At 74.1% G+C, this 18,750-nt stretch carries 13 protein-coding genes; 9 read left to right on the forward strand and 4 right to left on the reverse strand.

Annotation, left to right across the window (positions count from 1 at the left end; translation table 11 throughout):
* Positions 1-260 precede the first annotated feature (260 nt).
* Positions 261-962: a B3/4 domain-containing protein gene (locus ACFV57_RS16825; RefSeq protein WP_385231848.1), complete on the forward strand. Its 702-nt coding sequence runs from the start codon at positions 261-263 to the stop codon at positions 960-962.
* A 68-nt stretch (positions 963-1,030) separates the two neighbouring features.
* Here the strand turns inward: ACFV57_RS16825 and ACFV57_RS16830 are convergent, their stop codons facing one another.
* On the reverse strand, positions 1,031-1,744 hold the full coding sequence (locus ACFV57_RS16830) for a lysophospholipid acyltransferase family protein (RefSeq protein WP_385231851.1): 714 nt from the start codon (positions 1,742-1,744) through the stop codon (positions 1,031-1,033).
* Positions 1,745-1,955: 211 nt separating this feature from the next.
* Here ACFV57_RS16830 and ACFV57_RS16835 point away from each other — a divergent pair, with 211 nt between their 5' ends.
* From ACFV57_RS16835 to ACFV57_RS16850, 4 genes are all read left to right on the forward strand, one after another.
* Positions 1,956-2,420 (forward strand): thioredoxin family protein, encoded by a 465-nt coding sequence (locus tag ACFV57_RS16835; RefSeq protein WP_385231854.1) that lies wholly within the window; start codon positions 1,956-1,958, stop codon positions 2,418-2,420.
* Between the two features lie 302 nt (positions 2,421-2,722).
* Positions 2,723-3,247, forward strand: coding sequence for a flavin reductase family protein (locus tag ACFV57_RS16840; RefSeq protein WP_385232068.1), 525 nt, complete (start codon positions 2,723-2,725; stop codon positions 3,245-3,247).
* A 260-nt stretch (positions 3,248-3,507) separates the two neighbouring features.
* Positions 3,508-4,293, forward strand: a complete 786-nt coding sequence (locus ACFV57_RS16845; RefSeq protein ID WP_385231857.1) for an electron transfer flavoprotein subunit beta/FixA family protein — start codon at positions 3,508-3,510, stop codon at positions 4,291-4,293.
* A 57-nt stretch (positions 4,294-4,350) separates the two neighbouring features.
* Complete coding sequence (locus ACFV57_RS16850) at positions 4,351-5,313, forward strand: electron transfer flavoprotein subunit alpha/FixB family protein (RefSeq protein ID WP_385231860.1); 963 nt, start codon at positions 4,351-4,353, stop codon at positions 5,311-5,313.
* A 181-nt stretch (positions 5,314-5,494) separates the two neighbouring features.
* Here ACFV57_RS16850 and ACFV57_RS16855 read toward each other — a convergent pair whose 3' ends face one another.
* Positions 5,495-6,013 (reverse strand): DinB family protein, encoded by a 519-nt coding sequence (locus ACFV57_RS16855; protein WP_385231863.1) that lies wholly within the window; start codon positions 6,011-6,013, stop codon positions 5,495-5,497.
* Positions 6,014-6,130: 117 nt separating this feature from the next.
* Positions 6,131-10,018: a helix-turn-helix domain-containing protein gene (locus ACFV57_RS16860; protein ID WP_385231866.1), complete on the reverse strand. Its 3,888-nt coding sequence runs from the start codon at positions 10,016-10,018 to the stop codon at positions 6,131-6,133.
* 342 nt (positions 10,019-10,360) lie between these two features.
* On the opposite strand from ACFV57_RS16860, the gene ACFV57_RS16865 reads away from it, so the two are divergent.
* Together ACFV57_RS16865 and helR are read left to right on the forward strand one after the other, a co-directional pair.
* Complete coding sequence (locus ACFV57_RS16865) at positions 10,361-11,644, forward strand: DUF6986 family protein (protein ID WP_385231869.1); 1,284 nt, start codon at positions 10,361-10,363, stop codon at positions 11,642-11,644.
* Positions 11,645-12,045: 401 nt separating this feature from the next.
* Complete coding sequence (gene helR / locus ACFV57_RS16870) at positions 12,046-14,220, forward strand: RNA polymerase recycling motor ATPase HelR (protein ID WP_385231872.1); 2,175 nt, start codon at positions 12,046-12,048, stop codon at positions 14,218-14,220.
* A gap of 178 nt (positions 14,221-14,398) precedes the next feature.
* On the opposite strand, the gene ACFV57_RS16875 is transcribed toward helR, so the two are convergent.
* Positions 14,399-15,442 carry a LacI family DNA-binding transcriptional regulator gene (locus ACFV57_RS16875; protein WP_385231875.1) on the reverse strand — a complete coding sequence of 348 codons (1,044 nt, stop codon included), beginning with the start codon at positions 15,440-15,442 and terminating at the stop codon, positions 14,399-14,401.
* Between the two features lie 345 nt (positions 15,443-15,787).
* Here ACFV57_RS16875 and ACFV57_RS16880 point away from each other — a divergent pair, with 345 nt between their 5' ends.
* Entirely contained in the window at positions 15,788-16,744 is a 957-nt protein-coding gene (locus tag ACFV57_RS16880; RefSeq protein ID WP_385231878.1) for an ROK family protein, read from the forward strand.
* An 80-nt stretch (positions 16,745-16,824) separates the two neighbouring features.
* Positions 16,825-18,726 (forward strand): serine/threonine-protein kinase, encoded by a 1,902-nt coding sequence (locus tag ACFV57_RS16885; RefSeq protein WP_385231881.1) that lies wholly within the window; start codon positions 16,825-16,827, stop codon positions 18,724-18,726.
* Positions 18,727-18,750 lie beyond the last annotated feature (24 nt).

Genomic DNA, 18,750 nt, shown 5'->3' on the forward strand with positions numbered 1-18,750 from the left:
GGTCGGGCGTACGGCTACCCTCGCGGCTCACGGAGCTGATCTGGTACGGGGCCGCCGGGGCAACGAGCCGTCGACGCGCACTTCTTCCTCGATCCCGAGCGGCCGGCCCGGCCCGTCCGGTCGGAGTTCAATGAAGTGGACTGTCCGGTGCTGTTTGCTGAACCGTACCGGGCTGTGCTCCAATGCCTGCGGGAGGCCGCCGACCGGCCTCACCTGTGGCAGCTCCCCACCGCCCTAGCACTCCCCGAGGCACGCCGACCATGACTCTCACCCTGCACGTCTCCGACGAGGTGCGTACGCTCGCGCCCGGCTTCGGCCATGTCGCCATCGAGGCCCACGGACTGACCAACGGACCCAGCGACGAGGCCGGTTCGGCCCTGCTCGACGCCGCCACCCGGCGGCTCACGGAGCGGCTGGACGGCCGCGCCCCGCAGGACGACCCGCACATAGCCGCCTGGCGCGCCGCCTACACCGCCTTCGGCACTAAGCCGTCCCGTACCCGCAACTCCGCCGAGGCACTGGCCAAGCGCGCCCTCGCGGACGGCGGACTGCCCCGTATCAACCGCCTCGTCGACATCTACAACGCCATCAGCGTGGCCCACCTGATCCCCGTCGGCGGCGAGGACCTGGACCACATCAAGGGCGACATGCGGCTCGTACGGGCCACCGGCACGGAACCGTTCGTCACCGCGGCCGGCGGCGAACAGGTCGTCGAACACCCCGAGCCCGGCGAGGTCGTGTGGTGCGACGACGAGGGCGTGACCTGCCGCCGCTGGAACTGGCGCCAGGGCGTGCGCACGCGGCTCACCGACTCCTCCGTCAACGCGCTGTTTTTGCTGGAGCGGATGGCGCCGATGACCGCCGCCGAGCTGACGGCGGCGGGTGCCGAACTCGCCGAGGCGCTGGAGAAGGCCTGCCCCGACGCGCGCGTCGAGGTGCGGGAGCCGCGGTTCTTCGACTGAGCCGCAAGTCCGGCGGCGCGCACGGGCTCCCGGAGCCCGGCCTCCGAGGCCGCGCCGTCGCCGGGAGGCTAGGCGGTCGCCCCGGGTGCCGGAGCCGTGCCGCCGAGGTGCGCCGGGACCCACCAGGTGTCGTCCGGACCCTTGGGGCGCACCGGGTACGCGCGCTGCGCCGCCTCCAGCAGGTCCTGCACGCGGGACCGCAGCCGGTCGGTGATCTTCTCGGTGTGCTCGTCCGGCGAGGCCTCGACCGGCTCGCCGACCCGGATGGTGATGGGGAAGTGGTTGCGGCCCAGGTCCCGCTTGTGCCCCTTGGTCCACAGCCGCTGGGTGCCCCACAGCGCCATCGGCAGCAGCGGCACCCCCGCCTCCTGCGCCAGCCGGGCCGCGCCCGACTTGAACGTCTTCAGCGTGAAGGACTCCGAGATCGTCGCCTCCGGGAACACCCCGATGATCTCGCCGCCGCGCAGCGCGCTGAGCGCGTGCTTGTAGGCGTGCACACCCTGCGCGCGGTCCACGGGGATGTGCTTCATCGCGCGCATCAGCGGACCCGACACCTTGTGCCGGAAGACCGACTCCTTGGCCATGAAGCGCACCAGGCGCTTGGCGGGGCGGGCGGCCAGGCCGCAGAAGATGAAGTCCAGGTATCCGATGTGGTTGCTCACCAGCACCGCGCCGCCGCGCCGGGGGATGTTGTCCGCCCCGGCGATGTCGAACTTCAGATCGAGCGCCTTGAATGCCGCGCGGGCGGCGCCGATGACGGGCGGGTAGACGAGCTCTGCCATGTCGGGGACCCCTTTTCTGTGCCTGGGGAGGGTTCTCCCGGCGAAGAAGTTACGCAGCCGTAAGTATGCGGCTTTCGGGAGATCGTGCCCGATCAGCGGCCTTGGGGCTACCGTACGGCACCCCGCTGCCGGGAGATTCTCGTCACGTGCTGGTCGCCTCGTGCGCTTGCCCTCCCGGGCAGAAGGTACACCTGGCCCCCGTACGGCGGGAATGAATGTGCGCGGGCGGGCGCTGCACCCGTCGAGGACAGGACCGAGGACAGGACTGGTGGCGCGTGGCGCCGCGCCCGTGCGGCGGGCGCGGCCCGGTGTTCGCCCGCCCGCCGTGACGGGAGGCCGAAGGGTGCGAGGGCAGGACGTGGGGAGGCGGCTGGGTGCCGCCGAGGTGGGCGCCGAACTGGGGGAGCGGGCCACGCTCGTCCAGTTCTCCAGTGCCTTCTGCCAGCCCTGCCGGGCCACCCGGCGCACCCTGGCCGAGGTGGCGGGCATGGTGGACGGCGTGGCCCATGTGGAGATCGACGCGGAGGCACACCTGGACCTGGTGCGGACGCTGCGCGTCCGGCGCACGCCCACGGTGCTGGTGCTCGACGCGGACGGCGCGGTGGTGCGCCGCGCGGCCGGGCAGCCCCGCAAGGCCGATGTCATCGCAGCCCTGGGGGACGCCGTCCGTGACTGACCTGCCCGTGACCGGTCTGCCGGTGACCGATCCTCTCGCGACCGGCCTGCCCGTGACCGGTCCACCCGTGTTCGATCTTTCCGTGATTGATCTCCCAGAAGTCCGGCGGCACTTGACTGCCCGGCGCACGCGTCGTCAGTGTGTGACGTCATGCGGCCAGGCCTCCTTCTTCACGGACCCGTGTACGCGCACCTCCGGCGCACCGTCGGCGTGCGCTGTCCCCGCGCGTGAGCAGCGACGACCTCGACCGCGCCGGTGACGGCGCCGTTCCGGCCCGTACACCACGGCAGAAGGACACCTCCATGACGGCACCGGCCGACCTCGGTACGCCCCGATCCGCCACTCCCGACCTCCTGCGCTCCGTCTTCCGGCAGCACGCCGCCGGCGTCGCCGTGATCACCGCGCCCGGCATCCGCCCCGTGGGCTTCACCGCCACCTCGCTGACCTCGGTGGCCGCCGAGCCGCCGCTGATCTCGTTCGGCATCAGCACCGGCTCCTCCAGCTGGCCGGCGGTCTCCTCGGCCGGGCACATCGGCGTCCACATACTCGGCGAGCACCAGGAAGAGCTGGCCGCCACCTTCGCGCGCAGCGGCGCCGACCGCTTCGCGCCGCCGACCTCCTGGCGTCCCGGCCCGCACGGCGTGCCGCTGCTGGACGGTGTGCTGGCCTGGCTGGTCTGCGAGGTGGTGGCCCGGGTGCCCGCCGGCGACCACCGCCTCGTACTGGGTCAGGTCGTCGACGGCGACCCGGAGGGCTACGCCGGGACCGCCGGCCGCAGCCGCCCGCTCCTGTACCACGAGGGCCGCTTCAACGCGCTGCGCGACTGAGCCCGCTCCGGGGCGGCGCGCGGTGCTCTCAACGCTCCGCGCGGCCCGCCGGTTCCGCTGTCGACGCTCTTCGGCCCCACCCGTATCCGTTGGCAACGTCACAGTTCAACGGCCTTGATATCGGGGAATGTGGTGGGTGTACTGGCGAGTAATATTTCGGTCGGCGCGGGGAACCCATCCGGCCGGAAGCTGCCCCAACAGGCGCCTATGCTGCCAGCACAAGGCAGTTCTGAAGAGTCGAAGCAGGTAGGAGAGCCGGCGTGAGCCTGAGGATCGTTGTCTGTGTGAAGTACGTGCCCGACGCCACCGGCGACCGGCACTTCGCCGAGGACCTGACCGTCGACCGCGACGACGTGGACGGCCTGCTCTCGGAGCTCGACGAGTACGCGGTCGAGCAGGCCCTGCAGATCAAGGAAGCCGCCGACGACGCGGAGATCACGGTCCTGACCGTCGGCCCCGAGGACGCCAACGACGCGCTGCGCAAGGCCCTGTCGATGGGCGCCGACAAGGCCGTGCACGTCGAGGACGACGATCTGCACGGCACCGACGCGCTCGGCACCTCCCTCGTGCTCGCCAAGGCCGTCGAGAAGACCGGCTACGACCTGGTCGTCTGCGGCATGGCCTCCACCGACGGCACCATGGGCGTGCTGCCCGCGCTGCTCGCCGAGCGCCTGGGCGTACCGCAGGTGACCCAGCTGTCCGAGGTCTCCGTCGAGGACGGCGTCGTCAAGGGCCGCCGGGACGGTGACACCGCCACCGAGCAGCTGGAGGCGTCGCTGCCCGCCGTCGTGTCGGTCACCGACCAGTCCGGCGAGGCGCGTTACCCGTCCTTCAAGGGCATCATGGCCGCCAAGAAGAAGCCGGTGGAGTCCCTGGACCTGGACGACCTGGACATCGAGGCGGACGAGGTCGGCCTGGCGGGCGCCTGGACCAAGGTCGACGAGGCGGCCGAGCGTCCGGCCCGCACCGCGGGCACGATCGTCAAGGACGAGGGCGAGGGCGGCAAGCAGCTCGCCGAGTTCCTCGCGGGCCAGAAGTTCATCTGAGCCCCCGGAACCCCGTCCTCCCCACCGCCCGCACTTTTCCCGCAGGAGAGCAATCCCATGGCTGAAGTCCTTGTCTACGTCGACCACGTGGACGGCGCCGTCCGCAAGCCCACCCTCGAACTGCTCACCCTCGCCCGCCGCATCGGCGAGCCGGTGGCCGTGCACCTCGGCCCCGGTGCCGACACCGCCGCCGCCACGCTCGCCGAGCACGGCGCGGTGAAGGTCCTGGCCGCCGACGCGCCGGAATTCGCCGACTACCTGGTCGCGCCGAAGGTCGACGCGCTCCAGGCCGCCTACGAGGCCGTCTCCCCGGCCGCCGTGCTGCTGCCGTCCTCCGCCGAGGGCAAGGAGATCGGTGCCCGCCTCGCGGTCCGCATCGGCTCCGGCATCATCACCGACGCCGTCGACCTGGAGGCCGGCGACGAGGGCCCGGTGGCCACCCAGTCCGTCTTCGCGGCCTCGTACACCACCAAGTCCCGCATCACCAAGGGCACCCCGGTCATCACCGTCAAGCCCAACTCCGCCGCCCCGGAGGCCGCGCCGGCCGCCGGTACGGTCGAGCAGCTCGCGGTGACCGTCGCCGAGACCTCCAAGGGCACCAAGGTCGTCTCGCGCACCCCGCGCGAGTCCACCGGCCGCCCGGACCTGACCGAGGCCGCGATCGTGGTCTCCGGTGGCCGCGGCGTCAACGGCGCCGAGAACTTCCCGGTCATCGAGGCGCTCGCCGACTCGCTCGGCGCGGCCGTCGGCGCCTCGCGCGCCGCGGTGGACGCGGGCTGGTACCCGCACACCAACCAGGTCGGCCAGACCGGCAAGTCCGTCTCGCCGCAGCTGTACATCGCGGCGGGCATCTCCGGCGCGATCCAGCACCGCGCCGGTATGCAGACCTCGAAGACCATCGTCGCCATCAACAAGGACGCCGAGGCGCCGATCTTCGACCTGGTCGACTACGGCGTAGTCGGCGACCTGTTCGAGGTCGTCCCCGCGCTCACCGACGAGGTCAAGACCCGCAAGGGCTGATCCGGCGGGGCACGGTGGGGCCGCGCCACGCCGGTGACGAGCCCAGGGCCCGTACGCACCCGCGTACGGGCCCTGGGCCTTTCGCGTACGGGGTCTGCGTCGGGTGCGCGGGGGCGCCGGCTGTTCATCGATCAATCAGTCGGTCGATGGTGGAGGGGAGCCGGCGGATGACGTCCCGCTGCTATTCGTCCGTCACCCCGTCGATCCGTTCGCGCAGCAGGTCCGCGTGGCCGTTGTGGCGGGCGTATTCCTCGATCATGTGGACGTATACCCACCGGAGGCTGATCGTCCGGCCGTCCGGCATGGGGAAGGTGTCGTCGAGTTTGCGGTGGGCCACGGCCAGGTCGGCGGCCTCGTACTCGGCGCGGAGTGTGGTCAGTGCCTGCTCGGCTCCGGCGGGCTCGATTACCTCGAAGTCGGCGTCCGGCTGTTCCTCGGTGAAGTAGAGGTTGCCGATCTTCTGGCCCGCGGCGCGCTGCCGGAACCAGGCGCGTTCCACGTCGGCCATGTGCCGGACGAGGCCGAGCAGGGTCAGGTTCGACGGTTCGGCGCTCGCCAGGGTGAGCTGTTCAGGTGTGAGGCCTGCGCACTTGCTGAGCAGGGTGTCGCGGTGCCGGTCCAGCCAGCCCTGGAGCATCGCGCGCTCGTCGGCCACGTACGGCTCGGAACGGCGGGCGACGTGTGGTGCGGTCCATGTCATGCCGGAGAGTTTCACCCGGCATGGGCGGGGGATGCCACGGGTTTATCCCGTTGATCCAGCGCGTTGATCCCATGCGTTCATGGCGCCGCTGGGGAAACCGCTGTGGTTGTTGTGGTTTCAGGGGGCGCAGAGGGGATCGTAGGGGACGTCGGGCAGCAGTTCGCGCCAGCGCCCGGGTCCGGCCCTGCCCACCAGCGGGCAGATGCTCCTGGCCACCCGGCCCGCGTCCAGGTCCCACAGGCGTACGGAGCCGTCCGCGCCGGTGCTCGCCAGTGTCCTGCCGTCCGGCGCGTAGGCCACCGACCACACCACGTCGGTGTGCCCGGTCAGCGTGGCGACCTGCGTACGGGCGGCCGTGTCCCAGAGCCGTACGGTGCCGTCGAAGCCGACCGTGGCCAACTGCCGCCCGCGCGGCGCGAAGGCGATGTCGCGCACCGACCCCGTGTGGCCGCGCAGTACCCCGGCGCCGCGGTGCCGCCGCAGGTCCCACAGGCGGACCGTACGGTCGTTGCCCGCTGAGGCGAGCGTGCGCCCGTCGGCACTGAAGGCCACTGCCCACACCGCGCCCGTGTGCCCGCGCAGAACGGCGAGCGGGCGGCGTGTAACGGTGTCCCAGAGCCGTACCGTGCAGTCGTCGCTCGCGCTGGCCAGCAGCCGCCCGTCCGGGCTGAACGCCACGCCGTTGACGAAGTCCTCATGGCCGGTCAGGACAGTGGAGCCGCCCCGTGCGAGGTCCCACAGCCGGACCGTGCCGTCCTCGCTGGCCCCCGCAAGCAGCCGCCCGTCGGGGGAGGGGGCCACGCCGAACACCGATCCGCGCGACCCCGTGAGGAGCCTTCTCAGGGCGCCGCTCGCCGCGTCCCACAGTCGTACGGTCCCGTCGGCGCCGGCGGTCGCGTACGTCCGGCCGTCGCGGCTGTAGGCCAGACCCCGCACCGGTCCGTGGTGGGCGCGCAGCGGTGGCCCGAGCTGTGTACGGGACCGTACGTCCCACCGCTGGACCGAGCCGTCGGCGCCCGCCGCGGCCAGCTGCCGTCCGCCCGGTGCGAAGGCGACCGCGGACCGGCCCGAGACGGGCCGGGCGGTCAGCGCCGCGCCGACCGGGTCCCACAGGGTCAGCGTCCGGTCGAAGCTGCCGGTGGCGAGCGTGCGGCCGTCCGGGGAGAAGGCGGCGGTGAGCACGTAGTCGCTGTGGCCGGTGAAGGCGGCGACGGGGCGCTGGGTGGCGACCTCCCACAGGCGGGTGGACCCGTCCCCGGAGGCGGACGCGAGGGTGTTGCCGTCGGGGCAGAACGCCAGCGCGTTGATGTCGTCGTTGTGGCCGGTGAGCCGTCCGGTGACGGTCATCCGGCGGGTGTCGTACAGCGTGACCGTGCGGTCCGTGCCGCCGACGGCCAGCGTCGCGCTGTCGGGGCTGAAGGCCACGGCGACGGCACCGTCGCCGTGCCCGGCGCGGTCGGCCAGGACGGTGGGGGAGGCGGGGCGGTCGGCGTCGGACCGGGCACTGCCGGGGGCGGACGCGGTCACCGAGGGCGGCAGCCGCCACACCCGCACTCGGCCGTTGCCGTCCCCGCGGGCCAGCAGCCGCCCGTCCGGGCTGAACGCCACCTTGCCGGTCGCGGCGCCCCCGAGGCCGGGCAGACGGATCGTCGGCCGCATCCGGGGGGCGTCCCACAGGGTCACGCTGCCGCCGGGGCCGGTGGCCGCGAGGAGGTGCCGGCGGGGGGTTCCTGCCGGGGTCGACGGCCTTGACGGGCCTGCCGTCCCTGACGGGCCCGACGAGTCCGACGGACCCGCCGCCCCTCCCGGACCCGCCGGGGCGAAGGCCACCTCGCCGCCCGGTCCGTCGCCGGGCACCGTGATGGCCGGGGTGCGGCGGTCGGCGTCCCGTACTCGTACCGAGCCGTCCGCGGCGCCCGCCGCCAGCAGGTGGCCGTCCGGGCTGAAGGCCACTCCGCGGATACGCGCCGAACCCGCCCGGATCGCGGTGCCCAGCGCGCGGCGGGTGCGCGGGTCCCACAGCCGGACCGTCCCGTCCGTACTGCCGGCGGCCAGCAGCCGCCCGGCGGGGCTGAACGCGGCGGCGTTCACCGGTCCCCGATGCCCCGTCAGACGGCCCGAGAACGGCCGGGCCTGGGTGCTCAGCAGCGCGCTGCGGGAGGCGGGGGAGGGGCGCAGCCGGTACGCCTCGGCGGCGAGCAGTATGGCCGCCTCGGGCTGGCCGGTGGCCACCTGGCCGGAGCGCGCGGCCAGTTCACCGGCGTACGCGTCGCGGCGGCCCGATTCCGCCGTACGCCACTGCTGGACCGCCAGCACGCCCGCGCACACGGCGAGGACGAGCAGTACGGCCAGGGTGCCCGCGAGCCTGCGGCGGCGGCGCACCCGGCGGCGACCGGCCTGCGCGGCGGCCGCCTCGCACGCCAGCGAGGCGTGCAGGAACTCCTCCTCCAGCGGGCTGAGTCCGGCGTTCTCCCCTTGCTGTCCGGCCCATTCGCGGGCCACCGCCAGCCGCGTGCCCCGGTACAGCCCCGCCGTTTCGCGCCCCTCCCGCTTCCATGCCGCGGCCGCCTCCGAGAGCCGCTGGTGGACGACGAGCCCGGCCCGGTCGGCCCGGATCCAGCCGCGCAGCCGCGGCCAGGCCCGCAGCAGCGCCTCGTGGGTGATCTCCACGGTGTCCGCGTCGAGGGTCAGCAGCCGGGCGCGTACGAAGACGTCGATGACGGCGGCGGTCTTCTCCGGGGCCGGCAGGTGCTCCAGCAGGCGCTCGTGCGGGACGCGTCGGCGCGTCTCGCCCGCGATCTCGCCGACCTGCACCAGCCGCAGCAGCACCTGTCGTGCCGCCCGCCGCTCGGCCGGGTCCAGTCCGGCGTGCACCCGCTCGGCGGTGGTGGCGACGGCGCCGTGCAGGCCGCCGGTCAGGCGGTACCCGGCGACGGTGAGGGTGCGGCCGCTGCGCTGCTGCCAGGTGGCGAGCAGGGCGTGCGCCAGCAGGGGCAGCGCTCCGCCGGCCACCGGTCCGTCGTCCTCGTGGATGCCGAGGTCGGACAGGAGCAGTTCTTCGAGCCCCGGTTCGAGCTCCAGCGCGGCCTCCCGCGCGGGCCGGGTGATGGCCGCGCGTACCTCCGGTACGGACATGGGGCGCAGCGCGAAGATCCCGGCGGAGAGGGCCGGGGCGAGCGGGGGGTGGTCCAGGCACGCTCCGTAGAAGTCGGCGCGTACGCAGAGGACCACGGCGCACGGGGCGTGCCGGGCGGCCGCGCACAGGGCCGCGACGAAGGCGCGCCGCTCGTGGGGGTCCTCGCAGGCGGTGAACACCTCCTCGAACTGGTCGACGACGAGGACCAGACGCGGGTGGGGGCCGAGGGCGGCGCGGACGGCGGCGGCGCACCGTTCGGGTGCCTCGGCCAGTTGCCCGGCCAGTGCCTCTTCCTCGGCCAGTTGCTCGGCCGTGTTGTCGGGGGCGGTGGGCCTGTTGGGGAGGGTGGTGGCGGTGTCGGGCAGGGCCAGCGCCGAGGCCAGTTCGGTGAGGGGGTGCGCGCCGGGCGTCAGGACGCGGACCGGCCAGTGCCGGGAGCCGGGCAGGGCGCCCGCGCGCAGGGCGGGCAGCAGGCCGGCCCGGAGCAGGGAGGACTTGCCGGCGCCGGACGGGGCCGCCAGGACCAGCGGCCCCGCGGCGTCCAAGCGCTCGGCGAGGCGGCCGACGAGCGCGGCGGTGGCGCGTTCCCTGCCGAAGAACCAGGGGGCGTCCTCGGCGGTGTAGGCGGCCAGCCCCGGATACGGGCAGTGGTCGCCGGGCGTGCGGTTGGCCAGCAGCCGGGTGAGCTCGCCCCGCGCGCTCAGGGCCGCGTCGCAGCGACGGGCGACGTCCTCGGTCGGCGGCTTCTCACCGTTCTCGATCTTGCTGAGATAGCCCTTGCTGTAGTGCACCAGCTGCGCCAGGGTCCGGAGGGAGACCTCCTTCTCCTGCCGCAGCCGTCGCAGCGCGTTCCCGAACTCCTGCGGCATACACGTCCCCCACGCCTAGTGCGGGCGGCCGGGTCGCCCGGGCCGCCCGCACCGCGACGGTGATGCTACGCACGGGCGTTCCGGTCCGGCCGGTGAAGCCGGGGAGAACAACCGAAAGGGGTGAAACGGAATGACCCGCCGCGCGGGCGCACGGCGCACGCCACGGGGAAAGCTCCCCTTCGAGCGAGTGTCCCGGTGGTCCCGTATGTCTCCGCGGCCCGTACCGGAGGGGTGTTGACCTGCGATCTCGGCCCGGATAGCTTCGCTCTACGGATTGTTGATTCCGTAAAGCGGAAAAATGGGCAGCCCATGGGATGGGCGCGAGCGCTGGGAGGGTGCCGGATGGGGCAGCACGAGACGGTGGCGACGAGTCTCGCGGACACCGTACGCGAGGAGATCGGAGCCGCTCTCGCGGCGGTCGACGCGGACCTCGCGCAGCGCTACCCGGGCGACCCCGGCACCCGCCAGCCGGTCCACACGGTCTACGTCCCCGGTGACGCGTTCACCGCCGGCACCATCCGCGCATGGGGCGACGCCGCCCTCGCCGCGCTCGACGAACACGCCCCGGACGCCGAGGCGTTCGCCGGAGTCCTGGGCATCCCGGACGACCTCGCCGTCCCGGTGTACGAGCGGATACGGGCCAAACTGGAGCGCGAGCCCGTCGAGGATCTGCGCATCGACTTCGAGGACGGTTACGGCCCACGCCCGGACGCCGAGGAGGACGCGGCCGCCGCCCGCGCCGCCGCCCTCGTCGCGGCCGCCTACCGGGACGGCACCGCCGCGCCCTGCATGGGCATCCGCATGAAGTGCATGGAGGCCGCCGTCCGCGACCGCGGCATCCGCACCCTCGACATCTTCCTGACCGGCCTGCTGGCGGCCGGCGGCCTCCCGGACGGCCTGGTGCTGACCCTGCCCAAGGTCACCTACCCCGAGCAGGTCACCGCGATGGTGCGGCTGCTGGAGGCGTTCGAGGAGACGCACGGCCTGCCCGCCGGGCGGATCGGCTTCGAGATCCAGATCGAGACCACCCAGTCCATCCTGGGTGCCGACGGCCGCGCCACCGTCGCCCGCATGATCGAGGCCGCCGAGGGCCGCGCCACCTCCCTGCACTACGGAACCTTCGACTACAGCGCCTCCTGCGGCGTCAGCGCCGCCCACCAGTCCCTCGACCACCCGGTGGCCGACCACGCCAAGGCCGTCATGCAGGTCGCCGCCGCCGGCACCGGCGTCCGTCTCTCCGACGGCTCGACCAACGTCCTCCCGGTCGGCGCGACCACCCGGGTCCACGACGCCTGGCGGCTGCACCACGGCCTCGTGCGCCGCTCCCTGGCCCGCGCGTACTACCAGGGCTGGGACATGCACCCGGCCCACCTGCCCACCCGCTACGCCGCCGTCTACGCCTTCTACCGCGAGGGCCTGGAGCAGGCCGCGGCCCGGCTGGCCGCGTACGTGGCCAAGGCGGGCGGCGACGTGATGGACGAGCCCGCGACCGCCAAGGCGCTCAGCGGCTACCTGCTGCGCGGCCTGGACTGCGGCGCCGTCGACATCGCCGAGGTCGCCCGCCTGACCGGCCTCACCCGCGCCGACATCGACGGCCTGGCGGGCCGGCCGACGCGGACCGCCTGACCTCGGGCCTCAGGGCGGGGCACTTCGCCACGCGGCGTACGCACACGGCGTGCGCCGCGTCGCCGTATCCGCCCCGTCCGGCTTGCGACTGCCCGTCGACGACTGCCGGTTGGCGGAAAAACAAAAGGCAAGGAGTCTCCCACTCCCTGCCACTCTCAACTTATAGCGCACAGGGGGGCTTGCGGCAAGGCCCCGGTCGTACCGCAGAATCTCTGGCCTAGGCCAGAACCTGCGGAAATGGGGGATACACGACGTGCGTGTGTTGTTGTCGGTGTATGGGGTGTGCGGTGACGGCGAGGAGGCGCAGGGGCCCGCACTGCGGTCGCGAGCGCCCGGCACCGGGCCGCGGGCAGCCACCCGGCAGACCTCCGCAGGCGCGGCCCAGGATCGGAGCTGACGCCATGAACCCCCTCACCACCACCAGCGTGTTCGACCTTTCCGACCGCCTGGCAGCCAAGGCCGACCCGAAGCTGACGGCGGCCGACGAGCGGCACTTCGCGGCCATCGCGGAGAGCCTGGACCGGACGATCACCGAACTGTCCGAGCAGCTCGACGCCGAACTCAAGGCGCCCGGCGGCATCGGCCGACAGGCGATGGACCGCGACGTGGAGGTCCGCCGGCTGACCGGACGGCTGCGCGCCCTGCGCCGTTTCGGCCTCGACCTGTGCCTCGGCCGCATGGTCGGCGAGGACGGCACCGAGCCCGTGTACGTCGGACGGCTCGGCCTCACCGACAGCTCGGGCCGCCGGCTGCTCGTCGACTGGCGGACGCCCGCGGCCGAGCCGTTCTTCGGCGCCACCCACGCCGACCCGATGGGGCTGACCAGCCGCCGCCGGTACCGCTGGACCCGCGGCCGGATCGGCGACTACTGGGACGAGGTCTTCACCGCCGACGGGCTCGAAGGGCACGCCGCGCTGGACGACCACTCCGCCTTCATCGCCAGCCTGGGCGGCACCCGCTCGGCACGGATGCGGGACGTGCTCGGCACCATCCAGGCCGACCAGGACGCCATCATCCGGGCGGGGTCCCGCGGCGCCCTCGTCGTCGACGGCGGACCGGGCACGGGCAAGACCGTCGTCGCCCTGCACCGCTCCGCCTACCTCCTCCACTCCGACCCCCGCCTCGGGCACCGACGCGGCGGTGTGCTGGTCGTCGGCCCGCACCGGCCCTACCTGGCCTACGTGGACGACGTCCTGCCCAGCCTCGGCGAGGAAGGCGTGCAGACCTGCGTCGTACGGGACCTCGTCGCCGAGGGGGCCGAAGCGGCGGACGAGAGCGACCCGGAGGTGGCCCGCCTGAAGTCGTCCGCGGACATGGTGAAGGCCGTCGAGAAGGCCGTCGGGATCTACGAGGAACCGCCCACCAGGGGGATGACGGTCTCGACCGACTGGGGCGACGTGCGGCTGAGCGCCGACGACTGGGCCGAGGCGTTCGATGCGCCGGACCCCGGCACGCCGCACAACGAGGCACGCGAGCAGATATGGGAAGAGCTCGCCGCGATCCTGCTGGACAAGCTCGACGGCGACGTCCCGGGCCAGGCCTTCCAGCGGTCGCTGCGCCACGACGCGGAACTCGTCACGGCCCTGCACCGCGCGTGGCCGCTGCTCGAAGCCGCCGACCTGGTCTCGGACCTGTGGACGGTCCCCGCCTACCTGCGGCTGTGCGCTCCCTGGCTCGGTGCCGACGAGGTGCGCAGGCTCCAGCGCAAGGACGCGCCGCAGGCCTGGACGGTGTCCGACCTGCCGCTCCTGGACGCGGCACGGCAGCGGCTCGGCGACCCGGAGGCGGCCCGGCGCAAGCGCCGGCACGCGGCCGTCCTCGCCGCCCAGCGCGAGCGCATGACGCAGGTCGTCGACAACCTGATCGAGGCCGCGTCCGCCTCCGGCGCCGACCTCGACGACGGCGAGGGCCTGGTGACGATGTTGCGCGGCCAGGACGCCCAGGTCAGCCTGGTCGACGAGGCCGAACTGAGCACCGTGGAACCGGACCTGCTCGCCGGCCCGTTCGCACACATCGTCGTGGACGAGGCACAGGAACTGACCGACGCGGAGTGGCAGATGCTGCTGCTGCGCTGCCCGTCCCGGAGCTTCACCGTCGTCGGCGACCGCGCCCAGGCCCGGCACGGGTTCACCGAGTCGTGGCGCGAACGCCTCGAACGGGTCGGGCTGGACCGGATCGGCCTGGCCTCGCTGAGCATCAACTACCGGACGCCGGAAGAGGTCATGGCGGAGGCCGAGCCGGTCATCAGGGCCGCCCTCCCGGACGCCAACGTGCCGACCTCGATCCGCGGCAGCGGCATCCCGGTCGTCCACGGCTCCGTCACCGAACGGGACACGGTCCTCGACGACTGGCTCGCCGCGCACGACGACGGCATCGCCTGCGTCATCGGCGACCCCACATTCCGGGCGACGCCCCGCGTCCGCTCGCTCTCCCCGGAACTGGCGAAGGGGCTGGAGTTCGACCTGGTCGTTCTCGTCGATCCGGAGGACTTCGGCGAGGGCGTCCAGGGCGCGGTGGACCGCTATGTGGCGATGTCCCGGGCGACGCGGCAACTCGTGATTCTCACCAGCTCGTAGGGCGGCAGGGGTGGGAGCCTCGGTTCGAGCGTGCCGGGCCGGTGCCGGAGGGCGCCAACGGCGCGTACGACGTATAGGCGCGCCGTTCCGCCCTCCGGACACGCCGTTACGCGCCGTACCGCGGCGGACGCGACGCATTGCCCGGCCGCGCCCTACCACCCCAGCTGTGCCGTAGCCCTCAGCCGTCCGAGGGCGGCGGCAGTTCGCCCGAGCCGCGGGGGATGAGGCGGGTCGGGATGTTCTGGCGCTGCGGGGGGAGTTCGGCGCCGTCGAGGCGGCGGAAGAGCATCGTGGCGGCGGTACGGCCGAGGCGCGCGGCGTCCTGGGCGACGACCGTGATCGCGGGGGAGACCAGGTCGGCGAGTTCGAAGTCGTCGAAGCCCACCAGGGCGACCGGGCGCGGGCGTTCGGCGAGCACCCGTACCGCGGTGACCGTGACCCGGTTGTTGCCCGCGAACAGGGCCGTGACCGGTCGCGGCCCGTCCAGCATCGCGGTGGCCGCGAAGCGTACCCGGTCCGGGGCGGTCGACCCGAGGGAGACCCACGACTCGTCGACGTCCAGCCCGGCGCCGGCCATCGCCGTACGGTAGCCGCGCAGCCGCTCCACGGCGGTGTGGATGCGCGGCTGGTCGCCGATGAAGCCGATGCGGCGGTGGCCGTGCGCGATCAGGTGGGCCACCGCGTCGCGGGCGCCGCCGAAGCTGTCGGACAGCACCGTGTCCGCCTCGATCCGGCCCGCCGGGCGGTCCACGAAGACGGTGGCGACGCCCGCCGCGATCTCCGGCTCCAGATAGCGGTGGTCGTCCCCGGCCGGGATGATCACCAGGCCGTCCACCCGGCGCGCGCACAGGGCGAGCACCAGCTCCTGTTCGCGCACCGGGTCCTCGGCGCTGGACCCGTTGATCAGCAGCGCGCCGTGGTCCCGGGCGACCTCTTCGACGGCGCGGCTGAGCGGCCCGTAGAAGGGGTCGGCGAGGTCCTCCAGGACCAGACCGATGCTGGCGGTGCGGCCCTTGCGCAGAATGCGCGCGGAGTCGTTGCGGCGGAAGCCGAGGGCGGTGATGGCGTCCTGGACGCGGCGTTCGGTGTCGGGTGTGACGCCGGGCTCGCCGTTGACCACCCGGGAGACCGTCTTCAGGCCGACGCCCGCCCGGGCCGCGACGTCCTTCATCGTCGGCCGGCTGCCGTAGCGGCGGGAGGTGCCCCGGGCGGTGTCGGTCACGGTGCGCGGTCCTGATTCTGTCGGCTGTGGTGGGTGCCGGCGGGGCGGCGGCCGGGTGGTCCTGGTGCGGCCTCGGCTGCGGTCCCCGCTCCGGTTGTTGCTGGAGAGACGGACGAGGTGGGTGTGGCGGTTCCCGGTCCGGTACGCGGATGATGGACGTGGCGGTGTCCGAGCGGCCGGTGCGTGGGGCCGGCCGGGCGGTGCCGTCCGCCGGTGCCGTGCGGCGGTGCGCGGTACGGCGTCGAGCATAACCTCTGGACAACGTTGTCAAATGACACGAGACTGGCGTTCCCGCGCCGGGGCCACGCACCCCGGCCCATGCGCCCACCAGGAGATTCGACACCGATGCAGACGGACCTGAGCGCAGCGCTGGACATCGGCGGCACCAAGATCGCCGGAGCGCTGGTGGACGAGCGCGGCAGCCTGCTCGTCCGCACCACCCGGCCCACCCCTGCCGACGGGGACGGCGCCACGGTGCTGGGCGCGCTGGCGGAGGTCGTGGGCGAGCTGACCGCGCGCCCCGAGTGGGCCAGGGTGGCGGCCGTCGGCATCGGCAGCGCGGGCCCGGTGGACGTCCGGCGCGGCACGGTCAGCCCGGTCAACATCCCAGGCTGGCGGGACTTCCCGGTGGTCGCAGAGGTGCGGGCGCTGGTCGGCGCGCGCCCGGTCGTGCTGGTGGGCGACGGCGCGGCCATGACCGCCGCCGAACACTGGCAGGGCGCCGCCCGCGGCTACGCGAACGCCCTGTGCATGGTGGTCTCCACGGGTGTCGGGGGCGGCCTGGTCCTCAACGGCCAGTTGCACCCGGGCCTCACCGGAAACGCCGGCCACATCGGCCACATCAGCGTGGACCTCGACGGCGACCCGTGCCCGTGCGGCGCCCGCGGCTGCGTCGAGCGCCTCGCCAGCGGCCCCAATATCGCCCGCCGCGCCCTCGAAAACGGCTGGCGGCCCGGCCCCGACGGGGACACCAGCGCCGCCGCCGTGGCCGTGGCGGCCCGTGCGGGTGACCCGGTGGCCCGTCACTCGTTCGAGCGGGCCGCCCAGGCCCTGGCCGCCGGCATCGCGGCCACCGCCGCGCTGGTCGAGATCGAGATCGTGGTGATCGGCGGCGGCGTGGCGGGCGCCGGTGACACCCTCTTCGTCCCCCTGCGCCGCGCCCTGCGCGACTACGCGACGCTGTCCTTCGTCCGGGATATCGCGGTCGTACCGGCCCAGATGGGGACGGACGCCGGCGTGGTGGGCGCCGCGGCCGCCGCCGCGCAACAGTCCCGTCTCGATGCCTTCGCCCCCACGGTCTGAGGGGGTCCGACGGGCTGCCCGCCCCCTTAGGCTGGCGCCGACCATGACAGGGGACGAGTGGGGCGAACGGGGCGAGTGGCGTGGACGGCGGGAACGGGCCCGGGGGCGTGGGCGACGGCAAGGACGGTGGCGGTGCGCGTGAAGGGGGCTCCGGGGCAGGGGAGTTGACCGGGCGGCTGCTCGGCGGGCGCTACCGGGTCACCGGGCAGATCGGCCGCGGCGGCATGGGCGTCGTCTGCCGGGCGGTGGACGAGGTGCTGGGCCGGGAGGTCGCCGTCAAGGTGCTGCGCGCCTACACCGACGCGTCCGCGCCGGAACTGGCCGACCTGCGCACCCGGATGCAGCGCGAGGCGCGGGCCGCGGCCCGCATCCGGCACTCCGGCGTGGTCACCGTGCACGACGTGATCGACGAGGACGGCCGGCCGGTCATCGTCATGGAACTGGTCGACGGGCCGTCGCTGGACGACGCGCTCGACCGGGGCGGCCCCATCGATCCGCGCGAGATCGCCGCCATCGGCGCCAAGGTGATGGACGCGCTGGACGCCGCCCACCAGGTGGGCGTGCTGCACCGCGACGTCAAGCCCGGCAACGTCCTGCTGGAGGGCTGGGAGCGGCGTGCGGGCCGCCCGGACGCCGGGGTGGGCCGTGTGGTGCTCACCGACTTCGGTATCGCCAGCATCGAGGCGCCGGACGACGGGGCGAGCACCCACCTCACCCGCAGCGGCGAACTCGTCGGCTCGCTCGACTACCTGCCGCCCGAGCGGGCCCAGGGGCAGCCGCCCTCCCCGGCCTCGGACATCTGGTCGCTGGGCATGACGCTGTACGCGGCGGTGGAGGGCGGCGGCGTGCCGTTCCGCCGTACGTCGGTGTGGTCGACCCTGACGGCGATCGTCTCCGAACCACTGCCCGAGCCGCGCCGCGCCGGGCCGCTGACGCCGGTGCTGCACGCGCTGATGGCCAAGGACCCGGCCGCCCGGCCGAGCGCGGCCGAGGCGCGGGCGCTGCTGGCGGCGGTCGCCGACGGGCGCGACACCATGCGGCTGGGCACGCCGCGGACGCCGACCGCGCCGGACGTGTGGGCGTCACCGCCGCCCGCCCCGGGAACCGCGGGCGGGGCGGCCGGCCCCGCGCCTACCGGGCCGGTCGGCGGGCAGCCTCCCGCCGGGCCGGTCCCCGCGGGTGACCTGGGGGAGCGGGAGACCAACGCCGTACCGGTAGCGGGTGCCGCCGCGCCCCCGGCGGGCCGCGGGCGCCGTACCACCGTCCTCGCCGCCGCCGCTGTGGCCGCCGTCCTGCTGGCCGGTGGCGGAGTGACGTACGGGCTGATGGCCCGGGACTCCGGCGGTACGGTCGCGCAGCGGCTGCCCACCGCGCCCTCGGAGGAGCAGGCCGCGAAGGCGGGCGCGTCGGGCGCGCCGAAGGAGATTGGGGACGCGAAGGCGGGCGGGAAGGCGACGGGGGACGGCGCGGGGGAGCGGAGCTCGGCTTCCGCCACCCCTGGCGCGCCGTCGCGGGGAACCGGGTCAGGGAAGCCCGAGCGGGGCGGCGGTGACACCGGCAGGACGGGGGGCGGCGGTGCGGCGGTCGGCGGTACGGGAGGCGACGGCGGGCACGGCGGCACGGGCGGCTCCGCGTCCGGTGGCACCTCCGGCCCGGGGGGCGGCGGTGCCACCGGTGGCAGCGGCGGCGACCAGGGGCCCAGCTCCTGCGCGCCGATCGGCGGCGGCAAGGTCAACTGCGAGGTGTGGCGCGGCGCCGCCTCGTACACCAGCTCGTTCCAGCACGTCGGCACCTTGAACATGGGCACCAACTACTTCTTCTGCCAGGCGAATCTGGGCCGCCGGGAGACGTACGGCCGCTGGACGAACACCTGGTGGGCGAAGACGGACGACGACAGCGGCAATTCCGGGGTCTACGTCAGCGTCGTCTACCTCAAGGGCGGCAAGAACGACGCGCCCGTCCCCGGCCTGCCGACCTGCTGACCCGCACCGGGCCGGTCGGCAGGC

Origin of the sequence: Streptomyces sp. NPDC059788, assembly GCF_042732265.1 — a bacterium.
GTDB lineage: Bacteria > Actinomycetota > Actinomycetes > Streptomycetales > Streptomycetaceae > Streptomyces.

Bases quoted from the DNA above. Each gene is read 5' to 3' on its own strand.
- ACFV57_RS16825 (WP_385231848.1), top strand. From the start codon at position 261: ATGACTCTCACCCTGCACGTCTCCGACGAGGTGCGTACGCTCGCGCCC.
- ACFV57_RS16830 (WP_385231851.1), bottom strand. From the start codon at position 1,744: ATGGCAGAGCTCGTCTACCCGCCCGTCATCGGCGCCGCCCGCGCGGCA.
- ACFV57_RS16835 (WP_385231854.1), top strand. From the start codon at position 1,956: ATGAATGTGCGCGGGCGGGCGCTGCACCCGTCGAGGACAGGACCGAGG.
- ACFV57_RS16840 (WP_385232068.1), top strand. From the start codon at position 2,723: ATGACGGCACCGGCCGACCTCGGTACGCCCCGATCCGCCACTCCCGAC.
- ACFV57_RS16850 (WP_385231860.1), top strand. From the start codon at position 4,351: ATGGCTGAAGTCCTTGTCTACGTCGACCACGTGGACGGCGCCGTCCGC.
- ACFV57_RS16855 (WP_385231863.1), bottom strand. From the start codon at position 6,013: ATGACATGGACCGCACCACACGTCGCCCGCCGTTCCGAGCCGTACGTG.
- ACFV57_RS16860 (WP_385231866.1), bottom strand. From the start codon at position 10,018: ATGCCGCAGGAGTTCGGGAACGCGCTGCGACGGCTGCGGCAGGAGAAG.
- ACFV57_RS16865 (WP_385231869.1), top strand. From the start codon at position 10,361: ATGGGGCAGCACGAGACGGTGGCGACGAGTCTCGCGGACACCGTACGC.
- helR (WP_385231872.1), top strand. From the start codon at position 12,046: ATGAACCCCCTCACCACCACCAGCGTGTTCGACCTTTCCGACCGCCTG.
- ACFV57_RS16880 (WP_385231878.1), top strand. From the start codon at position 15,788: ATGCAGACGGACCTGAGCGCAGCGCTGGACATCGGCGGCACCAAGATC.